The 15,501-nt window shown below is 70.2% G+C and carries 19 protein-coding genes; 14 read left to right on the forward strand and 5 right to left on the reverse strand.

The genetic code is table 11. The features are described 5' to 3' along the window. The first annotated feature begins 42 nt into the window (after window positions 1-42). Together ITJ60_RS02160 and ITJ60_RS02165 are read left to right on the forward strand one after the other, a co-directional pair. The gene (locus tag ITJ60_RS02160) at window positions 43-969 is read left to right on the forward strand and encodes an ABC transporter ATP-binding protein (RefSeq protein ID WP_123338726.1); all 927 of its coding nucleotides are present in this window, start codon (window positions 43-45) and stop codon (window positions 967-969) included. Then, complete coding sequence (locus ITJ60_RS02165; RefSeq protein ID WP_194646646.1) at window positions 966-2,189, forward strand: ABC transporter permease; 1,224 nt, start codon at window positions 966-968, stop codon at window positions 2,187-2,189. The genes ITJ60_RS02160 and ITJ60_RS02165 overlap by 4 nt, the downstream gene beginning before the upstream one ends. Here the strand turns inward: ITJ60_RS02165 and ITJ60_RS02170 are convergent. After that, window positions 2,186-2,896: a hypothetical protein gene (locus ITJ60_RS02170; RefSeq protein ID WP_194646648.1), complete on the reverse strand. Its 711-nt coding sequence runs from the start codon at window positions 2,894-2,896 to the stop codon at window positions 2,186-2,188. The two genes, ITJ60_RS02165 and ITJ60_RS02170, sit on opposite strands and share 4 nt — an antisense overlap. 139 nt (window positions 2,897-3,035) lie before the next feature. Beyond that, window positions 3,036-3,701, reverse strand: a complete 666-nt coding sequence (pnuC, locus tag ITJ60_RS02175; RefSeq protein WP_194646650.1) for a nicotinamide riboside transporter PnuC — start codon at window positions 3,699-3,701, stop codon at window positions 3,036-3,038. A gap of 356 nt (window positions 3,702-4,057) precedes the next feature. On the opposite strand from pnuC, the gene ITJ60_RS02180 reads away from it, so the two are divergent. From ITJ60_RS02180 to ITJ60_RS02200, 5 genes are all read left to right on the forward strand, one after another. Continuing rightward, the gene (locus ITJ60_RS02180) at window positions 4,058-4,612 is read left to right on the forward strand and encodes an alternate-type signal peptide domain-containing protein (protein ID WP_194646652.1); all 555 of its coding nucleotides are present in this window, start codon (window positions 4,058-4,060) and stop codon (window positions 4,610-4,612) included. Between the two features lie 92 nt (window positions 4,613-4,704). Further along, the gene (locus ITJ60_RS02185) at window positions 4,705-5,301 is read left to right on the forward strand and encodes a TasA family protein (protein WP_194646654.1); all 597 of its coding nucleotides are present in this window, start codon (window positions 4,705-4,707) and stop codon (window positions 5,299-5,301) included. After that, complete coding sequence (locus ITJ60_RS02190; protein ID WP_194646656.1) at window positions 5,298-6,182, forward strand: hypothetical protein; 885 nt, start codon at window positions 5,298-5,300, stop codon at window positions 6,180-6,182. The genes ITJ60_RS02185 and ITJ60_RS02190 overlap by 4 nt, the downstream gene beginning before the upstream one ends. Further along, the gene (locus ITJ60_RS02195; protein WP_323749079.1) at window positions 6,179-6,832 is read left to right on the forward strand and encodes a signal peptidase I; all 654 of its coding nucleotides are present in this window, start codon (window positions 6,179-6,181) and stop codon (window positions 6,830-6,832) included. The genes ITJ60_RS02190 and ITJ60_RS02195 overlap by 4 nt, the downstream gene beginning before the upstream one ends. A gap of 11 nt (window positions 6,833-6,843) precedes the next feature. Further along, window positions 6,844-7,371: a hypothetical protein gene (locus ITJ60_RS02200; RefSeq protein ID WP_194646660.1), complete on the forward strand. Its 528-nt coding sequence runs from the start codon at window positions 6,844-6,846 to the stop codon at window positions 7,369-7,371. Between the two features lie 206 nt (window positions 7,372-7,577). On the opposite strand, the gene ITJ60_RS02205 is transcribed toward ITJ60_RS02200, so the two are convergent. Both ITJ60_RS02205 and ITJ60_RS02210 read right to left on the reverse strand, forming a co-directional pair. Then, window positions 7,578-8,111 carry a hypothetical protein gene (locus tag ITJ60_RS02205; RefSeq protein WP_194646661.1) on the reverse strand — a complete coding sequence of 178 codons (534 nt, stop codon included), beginning with the start codon at window positions 8,109-8,111 and terminating at the stop codon, window positions 7,578-7,580. A gap of 50 nt (window positions 8,112-8,161) precedes the next feature. After that, window positions 8,162-8,443, reverse strand: a complete 282-nt coding sequence (locus ITJ60_RS02210) for a hypothetical protein (RefSeq protein ID WP_194646663.1) — start codon at window positions 8,441-8,443, stop codon at window positions 8,162-8,164. Between ITJ60_RS02210 and ITJ60_RS02215 the strand changes: the two genes are divergently transcribed. Together ITJ60_RS02215 and ITJ60_RS02220 are read left to right on the forward strand one after the other, a co-directional pair. After that, entirely contained in the window at window positions 8,428-9,138 is a 711-nt protein-coding gene (locus ITJ60_RS02215) for a DUF6578 domain-containing protein (protein WP_194646665.1), read from the forward strand. The genes ITJ60_RS02210 and ITJ60_RS02215 overlap by 16 nt on opposite strands. A 78-nt stretch (window positions 9,139-9,216) precedes the next feature. After that, window positions 9,217-9,420, forward strand: a complete 204-nt coding sequence (locus ITJ60_RS02220) for a hypothetical protein (RefSeq protein ID WP_194646667.1) — start codon at window positions 9,217-9,219, stop codon at window positions 9,418-9,420. A 320-nt stretch (window positions 9,421-9,740) separates the two neighbouring features. Here ITJ60_RS02220 and ITJ60_RS19435 read toward each other — a convergent pair whose 3' ends face one another. Beyond that, entirely contained in the window at window positions 9,741-10,187 is a 447-nt protein-coding gene (locus ITJ60_RS19435; protein ID WP_416371900.1) for a GNAT family N-acetyltransferase, read from the reverse strand. A 331-nt stretch (window positions 10,188-10,518) separates the two neighbouring features. On the opposite strand from ITJ60_RS19435, the gene ITJ60_RS02230 reads away from it, so the two are divergent. The 5 genes from ITJ60_RS02230 to ITJ60_RS02250 all read left to right on the forward strand — a co-directional run bounded on the left by ITJ60_RS02230 (window position 10,519) and on the right by ITJ60_RS02250 (window position 15,500). Further along, complete coding sequence (locus ITJ60_RS02230; RefSeq protein WP_194646668.1) at window positions 10,519-11,058, forward strand: hypothetical protein; 540 nt, start codon at window positions 10,519-10,521, stop codon at window positions 11,056-11,058. Between the two features lie 101 nt (window positions 11,059-11,159). Beyond that, a complete protein-coding gene (locus tag ITJ60_RS02235; RefSeq protein ID WP_194646670.1) occupies window positions 11,160-11,519 on the forward strand; it encodes a hypothetical protein in 360 nt (119 codons plus the stop codon). A 38-nt stretch (window positions 11,520-11,557) separates the two neighbouring features. Continuing rightward, complete coding sequence (locus ITJ60_RS02240; protein ID WP_194646672.1) at window positions 11,558-13,033, forward strand: cryptochrome/photolyase family protein; 1,476 nt, start codon at window positions 11,558-11,560, stop codon at window positions 13,031-13,033. Window positions 13,034-13,062: 29 nt separating this feature from the next. Then, entirely contained in the window at window positions 13,063-14,388 is a 1,326-nt protein-coding gene (locus ITJ60_RS02245) for a GNAT family N-acetyltransferase (protein WP_194646674.1), read from the forward strand. A gap of 134 nt (window positions 14,389-14,522) precedes the next feature. Beyond that, window positions 14,523-15,500, forward strand: a complete 978-nt coding sequence (locus tag ITJ60_RS02250) for a squalene cyclase (protein ID WP_194646675.1) — start codon at window positions 14,523-14,525, stop codon at window positions 15,498-15,500. The last annotated feature ends 1 nt before the right edge of the window (window position 15,501 follow it).

Genomic DNA, 15,501 nt, shown 5'->3' on the forward strand with positions numbered 1-15,501 from the left:
ACCGGCACACGAGACGTCAGCCGGCCCCGGTAGGGTCGCCGCATGAGCGGGGCGACCATCAGCGTGCAGGACTTCGTCATGCGGTTCGGGGACCGGAACGTGGTCGACGGACTGTCGTTCGACGTCGCCGCCGGCGAGACGTTCGGCCTGCTCGGCAGCAACGGCTCCGGCAAGACCACGACGATCCGTGCCCTGCTCGGCATCACCACCCCGACCGCCGGCACCCTCACCATCGACGGCCAGCCGTACCGACCGGCCACCGGCGGCATCGGGTACCTGCCCGAAGAGCGCGGGCTCTACCGCAAGGAATCCGTCATCGACGTGATGTCCTACTTCGGACGGCTCCGCGGGCTCCGGGGCCCCGAGGCGACGGCCTGGAGCATGGACTACCTGGCACGCGTGGGCCTGGCCGACCGCGCCAAGCTCCGCGTCGACAAACTCTCCGGCGGGCAGCAGCAGAAGGTGCAGCTCGGCATCACGATCATGGACCGGCCACGGCTGCTCATCCTCGACGAACCCACGAAGGGCCTCGACCCCGTGAACCGACGGCTGCTGCTCGACCTGGTCGACGAGCGGAAGGCCGACGGTGCGACCGTCATCCTCGTGACCCACCACATGGACGAGGTCGAGCGGCTCTGCGACCGGATCCTGCTGCTCAAGGACGGCACCGCTGCCGCCTACGGGTCGATCCCCGACGTGCAGGACGCCTTCGGCGGCGCCGTCGCCCGGGTCGGTCTCGACGGACCGGTCCCCCGCTCACCGCTGTACAAGCTCGCGCGGCACGAGGGGCACGTCGCCTACCTCGTACCGACGTCCGCCGCAGCACCGGACGGTGCCGACATCCTCGCCGCGCTGGTGGCGGACGGTGTCCGCGTCACCGCGTTCGAGATGCGTCGGATCCCGCTCGACGAGATCTTCGTGCAGGTCTACGGCCACGACGCGCTCGCCGCCGCGGGGGCAGCGGCGTGAGCCGCCTCGGGACCGTCGTCCGGTTCGAGTTCGTCCGCGCGGTCAAGAAGCCCGCGTTCTGGATCGGCACGCTCGCGCTGCCGGTCGTCATCGTCATCGTCTCCCTGCTCGTCGGCATCGGACAGGCAGCCGGCACCGACTCGGTCGTCTCGGGCTCGTCGGCCACGAAGACCCCGTTCCGCTACGTCGACCACTCCGGGCTGGTGTCCGAGTCCGTCGCGGCGAAGTGGGGCGGGTCGCCGTCCACCGACGCGGACGCGGATCGAGCCGCCGTGCGTTCCGGGAAGCTCGACGCCTTCATCTCGTTCCCGTCGTCACCCTCGAACTCGCCGATCACCGTCGACGCCGCCGACCGCGGCCTGTTCGCGAACGGCGGCTACTCCTCGCTCGCCGAACGGGTGCTCGAACAGAGCGTCGCCGCGACCGTCGACGACCCCGAGACCGTCGAGCTCCTGCGCTCCCCACCGGCCACCGACGTCACGACCTACGCCGACGGGCAGGTCGCGCCGGGCTGGCTGTCGATCGTGCCGCCGTTCCTGTACGTCGCCGCCTTCTTCGGACTCGTCATCCTGCTCGCGGCACGCATGGTGACCGTCGTGGTCGAGGAGAAGGAGAACCGCATCTCCGAGATGATCCTGACCGCCGTCACCGCCGGCGACCTGATCCGCGGCAAGGTGATCGCGATGCTGCTCGTCGGGTTCGTGCAGGTCGGGGTGTTCGTCGTCCCGGGGCTGGTCGGGATGCTCGCCGTCCTGCCACTCGTCGCCTCGCAGCTCGGCGGGCTGACGATCGACCCGTGGCGCATGCTCGTCGGTGCGCTGCTGCTCGTCGGCGGCGTGCTGTTGGCGTCCGGGCTCTTCGTCGCCGTCGGTGCCGCGGTGCCGTCGATCAAGGACGCCTCAGCGCTGCAGTCCGCGGCGATCTTCGCCCTGATCATCCCGCTCTACGCGGCGTTCTTCGTGATGACCACCCCGACGTCGCCCGTCGCCGCGTTCTTCACGTACTTCCCGACGTTCACACCCATCACCGCCATGGTGCGGAACGCCGTCGGCTCGCTGAACGTCGTCGAGTCGGTGGTCTGCATCGTCGAGGTGTTCGTCGCCGCCGGCCTGCTGCTCTGGTTCGCCGAGTACCTGTTCCGGCACTCGGTCGCGCAGTACGGGTCGAAGGTGACGCTGCGGCAGATCGCGTCGTGGCGACGACGGTCGGTCTCCCGCTAGGGACGGCTCTGGGGTTCCCGCTCGGGCTCGGGAGCGGTCTGCTGGTGCTCCGCCGATCGCTGGCGCTGCGGCGTCTCACGCTCGGGGACGTCGGCGTCGAGGTCCCACGACGGCAGCTCGTGCTGCTTCCAGCCCCGTCGGAGCGTCCGGACCGACCGGTCGAACTCCACCATGACGTCGATGTGTGGCCGGACGAGCATCTGGATCTGCAGTCCCTCGTACACCGCGAGCAGCTGCGTGGCCGCCTGGTACGCCGGGATCGCCGACTCCTCGGCACCGTTGTCGAAGTCGCGCTGCAGACCGTTGCTGAGCTGCTCGACGTACTCGTCGAAACGCTTGCGGAACAGCTCGGCGAAGCCGGACTCGGAGCTCGCGACGGTGATCACCCCCGCGAGGACGCGGACGAGCCCCGGGTCGGCGACGTCCTCGGCCAGGGTCAGCCGGACGTGGTCGATCGTGCACGCCGGCGGGGTCTTCCGACGGGTGCCACGCAGCTGCGTCCACCGGTCGTACGTCACCAGCAACAGGGCTTCCCACGCGGGGAACAACCGCTCCACGGTCTCGAGCGGGATGCCCGCGACCTCGGCGACCACCGAGGCGTCGACCGCGTCGAAGGAGTGCAGCCGGTACGCGCGGATCGCTCCGCGGACGGTGCGCTCGGCGAGGGACTCATCGTCCTCGACGCGTTCGCCGTGCAGGGGTTCCATCCGACCATCCCATCGTGTGCGGTACCCCATTGTCTCGTCCCAGACCGGGGGCCGTCACATCCACGCCGGGTCGGCGTGGACCGGCTCGGCGTGGGCGGGCCGTTCAACCGGGTCGTCAGCCGAGTCTTCAGCCGACTCGTCAGCCGACCGTGACGGGGGCTGCCGGGGGCTTCACCCGCTGCTTCGCCCAGACGAAGAAGCCGGTCAGCGTGAAGACGCCGTAGAAGACGTACATGAGACCCGACGCGTAGTACCCGGCCGAGAACAGGAGCGGGACACCGACCAGGTCGACCGCGACCCAGATGAGCCAGAACTCGACCCAGCCCTTCGCCATGCCGTAGGTGGCGAGCAGCGAGCCGACGAAGATCCACGCGTCACTCCACACCGGCTCGTACGACCCGAGGGCGCGGAACACCGGCGTGAGCAGGGCGGTCCCACCGACCATGCCGACGATCAGCAGGACGCGGGTCCGCCACGACGCCCAGTGCGGTTCGATCACGGTGGACGTGTCGTCGGGGCGGTGGGTCCAGCGGTACCAGCCGTAGATGCTCACGATGATGAACATCACCTGGCGGCCGGCCTGGCCGAGCAGGTTGACGGGGTTCGGGGTGTCGAACAGTGCGCCCATGAAGACGGTGAACAGGAGCGCGTTGCCGACCAGCCCGACGGGCCAGGCCCAGACCTTGCGGCGCATCCCGCCGAGCGCACTGAGCAGCCCGAAGACGTTGCCGATCACCTCGCGCCAGAGCACCGTCTGGTCGCCGATGACGATCTGCGCGTCGAACAGCCAGCGCACGATGCCCATGGGCCCTCCTCGTTTCCGGTCGGTGCAACGGTCGGGGGACGTCCGGCATTCCGGTGACCATCGGGGTACAAACATGTCCTCCACAGGGTGGACAGAAATCACCCCCGTTTTGGGTCCATGCAAAGGCATGTTCCCGCTTGTCCGCACTTTGGGGGACGAGTAGCGTCGTCACCAGAGCGAGTCCAGCCCGCCCGAGCAGCAGATCTGCGCTCCGGAGCCCGGCGACCGCTCTCGGCACCGGTCAGCCGCGACCCCTCACCCGCGAGGTCGATGACACCGTCCCACCGGCACGACGACCCGAATCACGAGCCGGTGGAACCCAGTGCGCCCCGAACGCACAGAACGGACCCGCCACCATGCACAAGATCGTCACCGGCGCCATCGCCGGCGCAGCCGGCATCGCCCTCCTCCTCGGTGGAGCAGGCACCTTCGCCCTCTGGAACGCCAGCGCCTCGAGCGCCGCGTCCTCGGTGAGCTCCGGCACGCTGACCCTCAGCGCGAACAACGACGGCGCCTGGACGGACATCACGAACGGCCGCTCGACCGCGATCAACCCCACCACCGCCCTGATGGTGCCGGGCAACACGTTCCAGTTCACGCAGACGCTGAACATCGGCGCGACCGGCCAGGACCTCAAGGCGAACCTGACCTACGCCAGCCAGTCGATCACCGGTGACTCCGCACTCCTCGCCGCCACGCAGAAGACCCTCGCCGTGACGTCCACGAGCGCCACCGTCGTGCAGTCCACGTCGAACGCGAACACCTTCGTCGTCTCGCCGTCGGCGTCGACCTCGACCGTCAAGGTCGTCTTCACGATCACGCTGCCGTCCTCGGCGACGACCGGGCAGAACGGGTCGATCAACGTCGGCGCCCTGGCCTTCACGCTCACGCAGACCGCGATCGGTTCCTGATCCACCGATCGCACTGACGCGGGCCACGACCGGCCCCTGATCCGCCGGTCGTGGCCTGCTCCCGCACGATCGACGAGCACCAGGGGACGCACATGACCGGGACACCGAGGACGACGGGCCGCCACCGCGCGGCACGACGCCACCGGTGGATCCTGCCCGTCGCGCTCGCCCTGGTCGTCGCGGTCGCCACGGCGCTCCTCGGCGTCGGCGGGACCTACGCCCTCTGGAACGGCACCGCCAGCACCGCTGCCACCACCGTCAAGTCCGCGACCGCGACGATCACCGTCGGCACCCTGTCGACGATGAACACGACCGTCCTCGGACCGGGTACCGGAGTCACCGGCACCTTCGCCGTGAAGAACACCGGCTCGATCCCGTTGTCGATGCGCGTCGCCACGACGTCCACGAAGGTCGCCTCCGCGACGAACGCCTCGTCGGCAGCCGTACTCGGCGAGCTGACGCTCCGCCTGACCAACGTGTCATCGGCTGCGGCCTGCACCGCCGGACTGTCCGGCGCGAGCGGCCGTCTCGCCGCCTTCGACACCGGCAGCGGTTCGTTCACGCTGCAGCCCGGTGCGAGCTCCGTCGGCTGTGTCGAGCTGGTCCTCGACGCCGACGCTCCGCAGAGCGTCTCCGGCGCCGTCACCGACTTCACCCTCACCGTCACCGGAACGCAGGTCTCCGCATGAACCGCCGACTCCGGCTCGTCGTCGCCGTGCTGCTCACCGCGGTGTTCGTCGGCGGTGGGTCGAGCGCCGCCTGGGCACTGTGGAGTGCGTCCGGCACCACGGCCTCGAGCGTCACGATCGGCAAGGTCTCCGCCTCGATCGCCGGCACGAGCGCGCTGACCACCACCTTCTCGTCCACGGTGACGTCGGTCACGAAGCCGATCACGCTCACCGACTCGGGCTCCCTCGCCGGCACAGCGACGACGACCGTGTCCGTCGTCTCCGGCAGCTCGACGGCGCTCGCGCAGGCGGTCACCGTCGTCGCCTGGCCCGTCGCCACGACCGCGGCGTGCACCACGAACACCGCGGTCGGCAGCGGCTCGGTCACCGGCACCTGGGCGTCACTGCCGAGCATGACGTCCAAGCTCGCCGCCGGCGCCTCGGCCATCTGGTGCACCCGCAGCACGCCCAAGTCCTCGGCGCCGGCATCCGCCACGGCCAACGTGAACGTGAACCTCACCGTGGCGAGCGGCAGCTGGACCTCGGGCGTCGTGCAGGGCGGCTTCACCCTCACCACCGCGGCAGCGGACGCAGCCCTGACCTGCAACGACCACAGCGGCAACTACGTCGACGTCACCTGGGACGCCGCAGGCCGCCCGAAGGACACCTGGTACGCCGCCTACGTCGGGACCACGCCGGTCGGTCAGAAGGCGCAGGACTACTCGGCGTTCATCACCATCGCCCCGAGCGACATCCCGGCGAGCGCGGGTACCTCCGGCACGCTCACCGTCACCGTCAAGGTCCTCGACGGCGCCGGCAACCCGACCTCGACCGTCGCCGGCAGCGGCCCGGTCACGCTCTTCACGCAGAACAACGGCGCGGCGATCCGGTGCGGCGCGTGACCCGCGCGGCGGCTCGTCCCGAACGTGCAGAGCGCTCCGGTGGGCGTGCGGTCGTGCACGCCGTCGTCCTCGGTCTGAGCACCGGACTGCTCCTGCTCGTCGCAGCCCTCGCCGTCGTGCTCATCGTCATCCCCAAGGCCACGGGGTCGATGCCGCTGACGGTCCTGACCCAGTCGATGGAGCCGACGTTGCCCCCGGGCACCCTGCTCGTCGTCCGTCCCACCGCCGTCGACGACATCGAGGTGGGCGACGTCGTCACGTACCAGATCGTCTCCGGCCAGCCGGCCGTCATCAGCCACCGCGTGGTCTCGGTGTCCTCGTCGTCGAACGGGGCGCGCACGTTCGTCCTCAAGGGTGACAACAACGCGAAGACCGACCCGCGCCCGGTCACCGCTGCGCAGATCCGGGGCGTGGTCTGGTACAGCATCCCCGAGGTCGGTGTCGTCAACCAGCTCGTCAACGGCTCGCGGAGCTGGCTCATCCCGGCCGTCGCCGGGGTCCTGCTGGCGTACGGCGGCGTGATGATCACCATCGGCACCGTCACGGCCGCGCGCCGTCGAGGTGCGGCGTCCGGGCGCGGGCGACGTGCGACGACCGGTCACGGGCGCCGCAGCGCATCGCACCGGGGCTCGGGGCAGGCCCCGGTCTAGGCTCGGTGGACGTGACCGACGGAGTGCAGCGAGCGAGGGAACTGCTCGACGACGCCGCACGACGGCTCCGTGCCGCCGGGGTGCCGGACGAGGCGCTCGGCGAGTACGTGCAGCCGAAGGCGGTGCTCGGCATCCGCCGCGAAGCGACCATGCGGCCACTCGGTCGCGTGTGGCGCGTCGGTGCACTGCTGATCGGCTCGTCGCTCGAATCCGGCGGTCGGGTCTGGGCCACCGGGGCGATCACCCGGGTCACCGATCCGGGCCGGGCGCAGTTCCAGTCGGTCTCCGCCGAGGTCCGTCGGGCCTACCGTGCTGCTGCGGCGAAGGGACACTTCGCGGCCGGCGACACCGTCAACCACGGCGCCACGGCGATCAGGTTGGACGGATCGCTCGTCGCCGCCACCGGGGTGCTCTTCGTCGAGGACGACGTGCCGCTCGTCCGCTGGTCACCGGCTGCCGGCTCTGCAGTCCCGCTCGCCGACTACCTGGCCGACCGCGTCGGGTTGCTCGTCGAACCGCCCCGGGGTGCGACCGACTGAGCCGCTGTCGTGACGGCATGGACGGACAGCAGCCGCGCGAACGACGCAACCCTGGTGGGCGGTGCTGCTCGTCTTCACGTTCGGGGGCGTGCTGTCGCCGGTCGCCGGTCGGATGCTGCCTTGGCAGGACCAAGACCGCCAGGACACCGACTACTGAGGCAGGACGGCAGCCCGAGCATCGATGCGGTGCGTCAGCCGCTCGGGCTTCAGCGCACGCCCCTGGGCGGCGGGTTCACGTCGTCGTCGGAGCGGGCGCTGCGCCGGCAGGCTCGGCGCAACCACGTGATCGCGGCACCGACGATGACCGTGACGATCATGCCGACTGCGATCACGCCGGTCGACCCGGCCCCGTAGTTCGACCACGGCAGCCCGAGCGCCCACTGCGCCGCGGGGCCGACCACGAGCAGCACGGCGGCTGGAACGACGACGACGAGCAGCGCTCGGGTGCCGCTCCAGGCCGGGTTGCGGAGCACGATGATGCCGGTCAGCGCCGCGACCGCCAGGGCGCCGTAGAACCAGGAAGCGCCGGACATGCGCCAGCCGTCGTACGCGAACCAGTCCTGGACCGCGCGGACTGTCTGTGCCCACGTGTGCCGATCCGGCCCGCCACGCCCCGAGGCCAGGGGCAACGGCCAACCGATGACAGCGAGGAGCCCCGTGATCGCGCTCCCCACGCCGAGCAGCACCATCCAGAACCGCGGCCCGACGGCGGGCTCGACGTCGAAGTCGGGGATGCTCACGCGGAAGACGCTACCGGGCAGGAGGCGCGATCCGACCGCACCGCCTGCGTTCAGTCGGACTCGTCGTGCCGGTACGGCCCCGATGCGCCGGCGAAGAAGACGACCTGGGCGCGAAGGCCGACATCGGTTTGGATGCGCGCTGCCGTCCGGAGCCCGAGTGCGCGGGTCTCGGCGTCACCGAACGGCGTCCCGACTCGTTCGGTGAGGGCACGCCAGTGCACGATCGCCTTGGCGGTGCCGTCGCCAGTACCCGCGGCGCGTGCCGACCGGATGTCCCGCTCCCCGTCGCGCGAGAACTCGACATCGGTTCCGGGTCGTGCACTCGGCAGCACGACGGATCTGGCTGGCGCACCACGAGACGCCCGGCCGTGCCCCACAGACCGGCGTCGCGGTGTCCCGATCGACGATCGGCAACCGGACGGGTCGGCTGCTTGGGTGGGCTTTCGTCTGTTGGCATGCTTACGTTGACGCCATGCGCACAGAGGACGAGCCGGAGGGCCCGCGGTCGGACAGAGTCGTGATGCCCCGGCGCATGTACGAGTCGATCTTCGGATCCGCGTCGGAAGTCACTCGTCCGTCACTTGTCCCACGAACGCCGACGCCGGCGGTGCCGCCCGAGGACACGGTGCCGGCCCTCAGGGACGGGGAGTCAGACGTCTGGCTCACCGAGTGGCAGATCGAGGAAGACGGCTACGTCGTAGCGGTCGGCGATGCGATCGCCTGGGCGTTGTCCGCGATGGACCAGCCGTGGGTCGACCGCATCCTCAAGGTGCCTCGAAACGTCCCGCTGCAGCTCGACTTCTCCGCCCACGAACTCACCGAAGTGGATCGAGCGACTCGGAGAGACCTCCGCGGGACCATCGTTCGCATCGACCAGGTCTCGGTGCGGTTCGTCAACGATCCGGACGGCCGTGGCTTCTCCGTGCCCGAGACCAACGGCGGACAGCAGCACAGCGTTTCGTCACTGTCCGACCGCCGACCGCACCGCGGCGACATCATCGGATGGATCGTCCGCGTCCGAAGCTGATGAGTACCTCGTCCGCGGCGACGCTGCCGTCCGGAAGCCGGTTGCTCGCCGAGCGCTCGGAAGCAGTAGCTTCAGCGAATGGACACCGTCAGCGCGAAAGTACTGGGCACAGGTGCGATCGTGTTCGGGCTCGTCTTCATCGTGACGTCCATCGTGCGCTTGAGCCGTCCAGACCTCGACGTCCTGCTCGCGGTTCTGAACATCGTCCTCGGCGCCCTATTGCTCTCCACCGGCTTCAGACTGTGGCGATCCGCTCTTCGCGGAACGAACCGCGACCGTTAGGCGATCCTGGTGACCTCCTCCACGTAAGAAACCAAGCCGATCCTGTCGATCTGTTCGAAGTCACCACACCCCGGTCGCGTTCAAGATCGTGGTGATGACGAAGAATGCCACGACGACGCCGATGACGACCCAAGCGCCGGGAGTCACCTGTCCGCGAGGCTCATCGTCTTGGCCCACCTGGAAGCAAGGATGTGGCTGCAGCCAATGCACAGAAGCAACGCAAGGATGCCGAGCACTGGACTGCCCTGGCCCTCCGTGGAGGATGCTGCAGAGAGCATGCGATCACGCTACAAGGTGGATGCGGCGCGTTGTTCGGTCGATCAGCGGACGAGTCGGACGGTTGTCTCGATGGGGCCGAAGCTGGACGTGCTGCCATCAGGTGTGAAGCCGTTCCGTCGGTAGAACGAATGAGCGCGCGGGTTGTCGGCGGCGACCCAGAGCGATGCCGGTCGTCCACCGAGCGTGGCGTCGAGAAGCGCCTGACCGGCTCCGCCTCCGTGCGCACGCGCGAGGACGTAGAGCATGGTGAGCTCTTCAGGGCGACCAGCGTCGGGCTCCGGGGTGGCTTGTACGGCGGCGAACCCGACGACGCCCGTCCGGCTCCACCGCGACTGCGGTGGAGGACGTCGCCTGGTCGAGGTTCGAGCGCCACATCTGGCTACGCCGATCGACGTCGAACCGAGGGTTGGCATCTGGGTCGTCGACGAGGTGACCGTAGGTCTCCCGCCAGGATGCGGCGTGGACGCGTCCAATGCTCTCCGCGTCATCGGCGACTGCCGGTCGGATCACCACGGCGCGCAGCTGGCGTTGTCCCATGTCCTGACCGTACCGATCACGGGAGTCTCGGGGTGGGGATGCGTCTCACACGCCGGTGGGCCGCCGGGACGGCGGCCGCCATCGTCTGCGTGTCCAACTGGCTGCCCCTGTTCGGAATCGCAGAGATGGTCTTCGGCCCCGCCGATGCTGCCGGGAAGGTCATCGTCGCGGTGGTCCTCATCGTCCCCGGGTTGCCCGGGAGCGACGTCGCGGCCACGCTCCTGCATCACGATCCGGTGACGAGCTCCGTGTTCTCCCCCTTGCTCTGTCAGAGTGCTGCTCATGGGGGACCACAGAACGACCGCATCGGTGACCGGAGCGCTGCTCGCGCTGCTCGTGCTGACCGGTTGCGCGGTCGAGAGCGGCCCGGCTTCCGGTGGGTCGTCGACGAGCAGCACACAGACCGGCACCACGACCGGAGAACCGACGGGCGCCGCGGGCACGTACGCCGCCTCCGGGGACGGCGCCGGCCCAGGCGCCGACAGCCCACCGCAGTACGGGCTCAACAAGCGGCACCACGACCGCACTGACCTGAGCGCGGAGTCGGCGGCAGCGCTCGACGTCGCGCGTGCCCAGGTGGTGCGGGAGCTCGCCGCGCAGTCGGCCCCGGTCCTGCAGCCGGCGGTCGAGGAGATCCTCGACGGCGTCGGAGCACCGAACCGCTGGATCGTGACGACGCAGACCGGTGAGAAGGTGCTGTTCGAGGCACAGGTCGAGATGTCCGGGTGCCTGATCGGCGAGGTCCAGCGCGACGGCACGGCCGAGGTCACGACCGCGGGCTGGGTCCTCGACGGCGGATGCCACGCCCTCGACGGGCACTGAACGGTCCGACCAGCACTGAACGGTCCGACCAGCACTGAATGGTCCGACCAGCACTGAACGGTCCGATGGGCACTGAGCCCGACAGAACCTACTCTTGTCGGATGCTCTCCCGACGCGACGCCGCCGTTCGACTCGACATCCCACTCGAGATGGCGGCCCACCACGGTATCCCAACGCGCCTCAGCGAGGCCGAGCTCGACGCGATCGAGCAGGATCCACCCGCGTGGCTGGTGCAGTCGCGGGCCAACCGCACGGGCAAGAAGGTCTGGGTCCGCCTCGAGTGCGTCGTCTGCGCGTTCGCCGAAGAAGCGCGGCCGAAGAAGTGGTGGCCCGAGTGGGACTACCTGATGTGCGACTACCACGAGCCGTACCAGGCGCCGGAACCGACCGCGGGGCTCACCCGGCGTGAGGTCGAGGGCATCGGCAGCCGGTTCATCGCCCTCGTCGACGAACGCCCCTGACTGACAGTTCGACCCAACCCGCTGGGTACGGTCCACCCATGCCCACCGAACGTCGTCGCCTGCTCCTCCCCGGGCAGTACGGACCCCTGTTCGACGACGGTGGCCCAGCCCTCGTCGTCGAGGCACGTGAGTTCTTCACCGCTCGCCCCGTCCACCGGGCGAAGGCCCACCTGTGGCTGAGCGCCCTGCGCCACCGCGTCCACGAACTCGGTGACCGTGCCGAGCACGTCCAGGTCGACACCCTCCGCGAAGCGTTGACCGGCCGCGACGACCTCGAGGTGATCGATCCGCCGTCCCGCACCCTCCGCGCGCAGATCCGGCACTGGGGCCGGGGCACCGTGATCCTGCCGAGCCGTGGGTTCGTGACCGACGAGGACGACTTCACGGAGTGGGCGGCGCAGGGCACGGGTCGGTTCCGCATGGAGGACCACTACGAGCGTGTCCGGCGCCGCGAGGGCTGGCTGCTGCGCGACGGCAAGCCGATCGGTGGGAAGTTCAGCCTCGACGACCAGAACCGCCAGCCGCCGCCGAAGGGCGCGACGACCCTCGGGCTGCCCGAGCCGTGGTGGCCGGACGAGGACGACATCGACGACCAGGTGCGGCACGACCTGGACCGGTGGGAGCGGGACGGCACCGCCCGGTTCGTCGGCCGCGACGACACCCGTCGGTTCGCGGTGACGGCGGACGAGGCCCAGCGCGCGCTCGACGACTTCGTCGCGGTCCGCCTCGGCGACTTCGGGCCGTTCGAGGACGCCACGTTGACGAACGACTGGACGATGGCGCACTCGCTCCTCAGCGTGCCGATGAACCTCGGGGTGCTCGATCCGCGGCAGGCGATCGACGCCGCCCTCGAAGCACACCGCACCGAGGCCGCCCCGCTCGCCAGCGTCGAGGGCTTCGTCCGCCAGGTCGCCGGCTGGCGCGACTACGTCTGGCACCTGTACTGGTGGTTCGGCGACGACTACGGCGCGTCCGAGAACGCCCTCGGCGCACACGGACGACTCCCCAGCTGGTGGCGGGAGCTCGACGCGTCCGAGATCGACGCCGTCTGTGTGCGGACCGCGATCGAGGGCCTGCACGACCACGGCTGGCTGCACCACATCCAGCGCCTCATGGTGCTCGGCAACTGGGCACTGCAGCGCGGCTACGACCCGGTGCACCTGACGGAGTGGTTCACCGACGTGTTCGTCGACGGCACCGACTGGGTGATGCCCGCGAACATCATCGGCATGTCCCAGCACGCCGACGGCGGGATGGTCGCCACGAAGCCGTACACGTCGGGCGGTCGCTACATCGACCGGATCTCGGACCACTGCGGGGGCTGCCGGTTCGACCCGACGAAGCGGGTCGGCGACGACGCCTGCCCGTTCACCGCCGGGTACTGGGCGTTCCTCGCGCGCACCGAGCCGGCACTCCGTGACAACCACCGGATGGCCCGCCCGCTGCAGCAGATGCGGTCGCTGGCGGACCTCGACGAGGTCGTCGCGCAGGAGGCCCGTCGCACCTTGCCGTGACGTCACCCGGTCCCGATAGGGTCGTGAGCGTGAGCGTGAGCAACGAGGCATTCGACGACCGCTACGAGCTGCGCGAGTTCGCGCCCGGGACGGATGACGAGGGGGCACCGAACGCCGAGACCGGATCGTGGATGCAGGCCGTCGGCCTCGGCTTCCACGAAGCCGATCCGGACGCCGAAGGTGCAGCGCGCATGGCGTCCCACTTCATCGCCGACGAGGAGACCTTCCTGGGAGTCTACGTCCGGAAGCCCTTCCCCGGCTCCGTCGACGAGACCTGGCCCGCCGGCACCTTCACGTGGTTCCGCAAGGCACTGAGCTGGGGCGACGGGTCGTCCGTCGACACGCAGGCCATCTCCGCGGTCACGGTCCGGCCCACCGAGCGTCGCCGCGGCATCCTGCGCCGCATGATGACGCACGCGCTCGAGCGCGGTGTCGCCGAGGGCTACGCCGTGGCGTCCCTGACCGCGTCCGAGGGCACGATCTACCGCCGCTTCGGGTTCGGCAGCGCGATCCGCGAGCGCGCGGTGCGCGTGCGTCGCGAACGCGCACTCCCCCTCCTCGCCCTGACGTCGGGCTCGGTGTCCGTCGTCACACCGCAGTGGCTCGCCGACGGCCCCGGCAAGGCGGTCTTCGAGCGCTTCCACACCCGCACGCCCGGCTCGATGGTCCGCAACGCGGGCACCTGGCCGGTCGTCTTCGGACTGCTCGGCAACGACGGGCAGAAGGCGAAGGACGTCCGTGCGGCGGTGCACCGCGCCGAGGGCACGGACGAGATCGACGGCTACGTCACCTGGCGCGTCAAGGAGGACCGGGGTTCCGACACCGCACTCGAGATCGTCGACCTGGTCTACGCGGACGACCAGGCCTACACGGCGTTGTGGGAGTTCGTGCTGTCGATCGACCTGAACGACGTCGTGAAGTACAACCGCTCGCGCCTCGACGACCCGATCGTCGCGGCCCTCGGCGACAACCGTGCGTACGACGTCGACCACGAAGAGGACCACGTCTGGCTGCGCGTCCTCGACGTGGCCGCCGTGCTCGAGTCGCGGCCGTTCGCCGTCGACGGCTCGCTGACCCTCGCGGTCACCGATGCGCTCGGCCACACGACCGGTACGTACCGGCTGGACGTCCAGGAGGCCCGTGGCAGCGTCACGCGCGTCGCCGACGACGTCGACGTGGCCGGTTCCGACGTCCAGCTCGACGTGGCAGAGCTCGGTGCGCTGCTCATCGGGTCGGTCTCGCCGGTCACCCTGGCGGCCGCCGGCCTGGTCCGCGCTGCGGACCCCGCGTCGGTCGAGCTGCTGCGGGCGATGCTCCTGCCCCCTCGGACCCCGCACGGCATCACCTACTTCTGATCCACCGCCCGGGCTGTTGCTCGGTGCGGAGTTGCTCACTCGGTGCGAGGTTGTTCCCGCGCACGGAGTGAACAACCTCGCACCAGCCGCCCTCGCGCCACCACGTGTGCGCCGCACGGCGTAGCCTCCGCGCCATGAGCGACGACGCGGTGGTCGAGTGGCTGCTCGACTCGGACCCGGCAGTCCGGTGGCAGGTCGAGCGCGATCTGACCGGTGCGCCGCCGTCGGTGTGGCAGCAGACCCGGGCACGGGTCGCGACCGAGGGCCTCGGGGCCGCGATGCTCGCACACCAGGACCCCGACGGGCAGTGGGCCGGCGGCGCGTACTTCCCGGCGGACTTCGACTTCGACGGTCCCGAGGCGGACGAGCCCGGGCAGCCCTACACGGCGACGACCTGGTCGCTGAACGCCCTGCGCGACTGGGGACTCGACGCCGCGGTCCTCGGGGACACGGCCGCACGGCTCGCGACGAACAGCCGCTGGGAGTACGAGGACCTGCCCTACTGGAGCGGCGAGGTCGACTGCTGCATCAACGCCTTCACCCTGGCGAACGGCGCCTGGCTCGGTGCCGACGTCAGTCAGCTGGCGGAGTGGTTCCTCGACCATCAGCTCGACGACGGCGGCTGGAACTGCGAGTGGATCGAGGGGTCGACGGTGTCGTCGTTCCACTCGACCCTCAACGTGATCGAGGGGCTCCTGCAGCACGAGCAACTGACCAGCGGCACCCACCCCCGCGCGGCGGAACTCCGAGCGGCTCGACTCCGCGGCACCGAGTACCTGCTCGAACGGCGGCTGCTGTTCCGGAAGCACGACGGCGAGCTCGTCGGGCCGTGGGCGAGCCGGTTCGCGTACCCGCTGCGGTGGATCTACTCGGCGCTGCGGGTCACCGACCACCTGCGGGCTGCCGCGCTGCAGGACGGCACCGCGCCGGACCCGCGTGCCGCCGAGGCGGTCGAGGTCGTCCGAGCCGCCAGGAACGACGACGGGACGTGGACTCAGGGAACGCGGCCACCGGGTCGGCAGTGGTTCGAGGTCGACGTCCCCGAGGGCGAGCCGTCGAAGTGGCTCACGCTGTACGGCACCCGCGTGCTGCGCTGGTGGGACGCCGGCTGAG

Origin of the sequence: Curtobacterium sp. VKM Ac-2884 (assembly GCF_015350945.1) — a bacterium.
In the GTDB taxonomy this organism is placed as follows: Bacteria; Actinomycetota; Actinomycetes; order Actinomycetales; family Microbacteriaceae; genus Curtobacterium.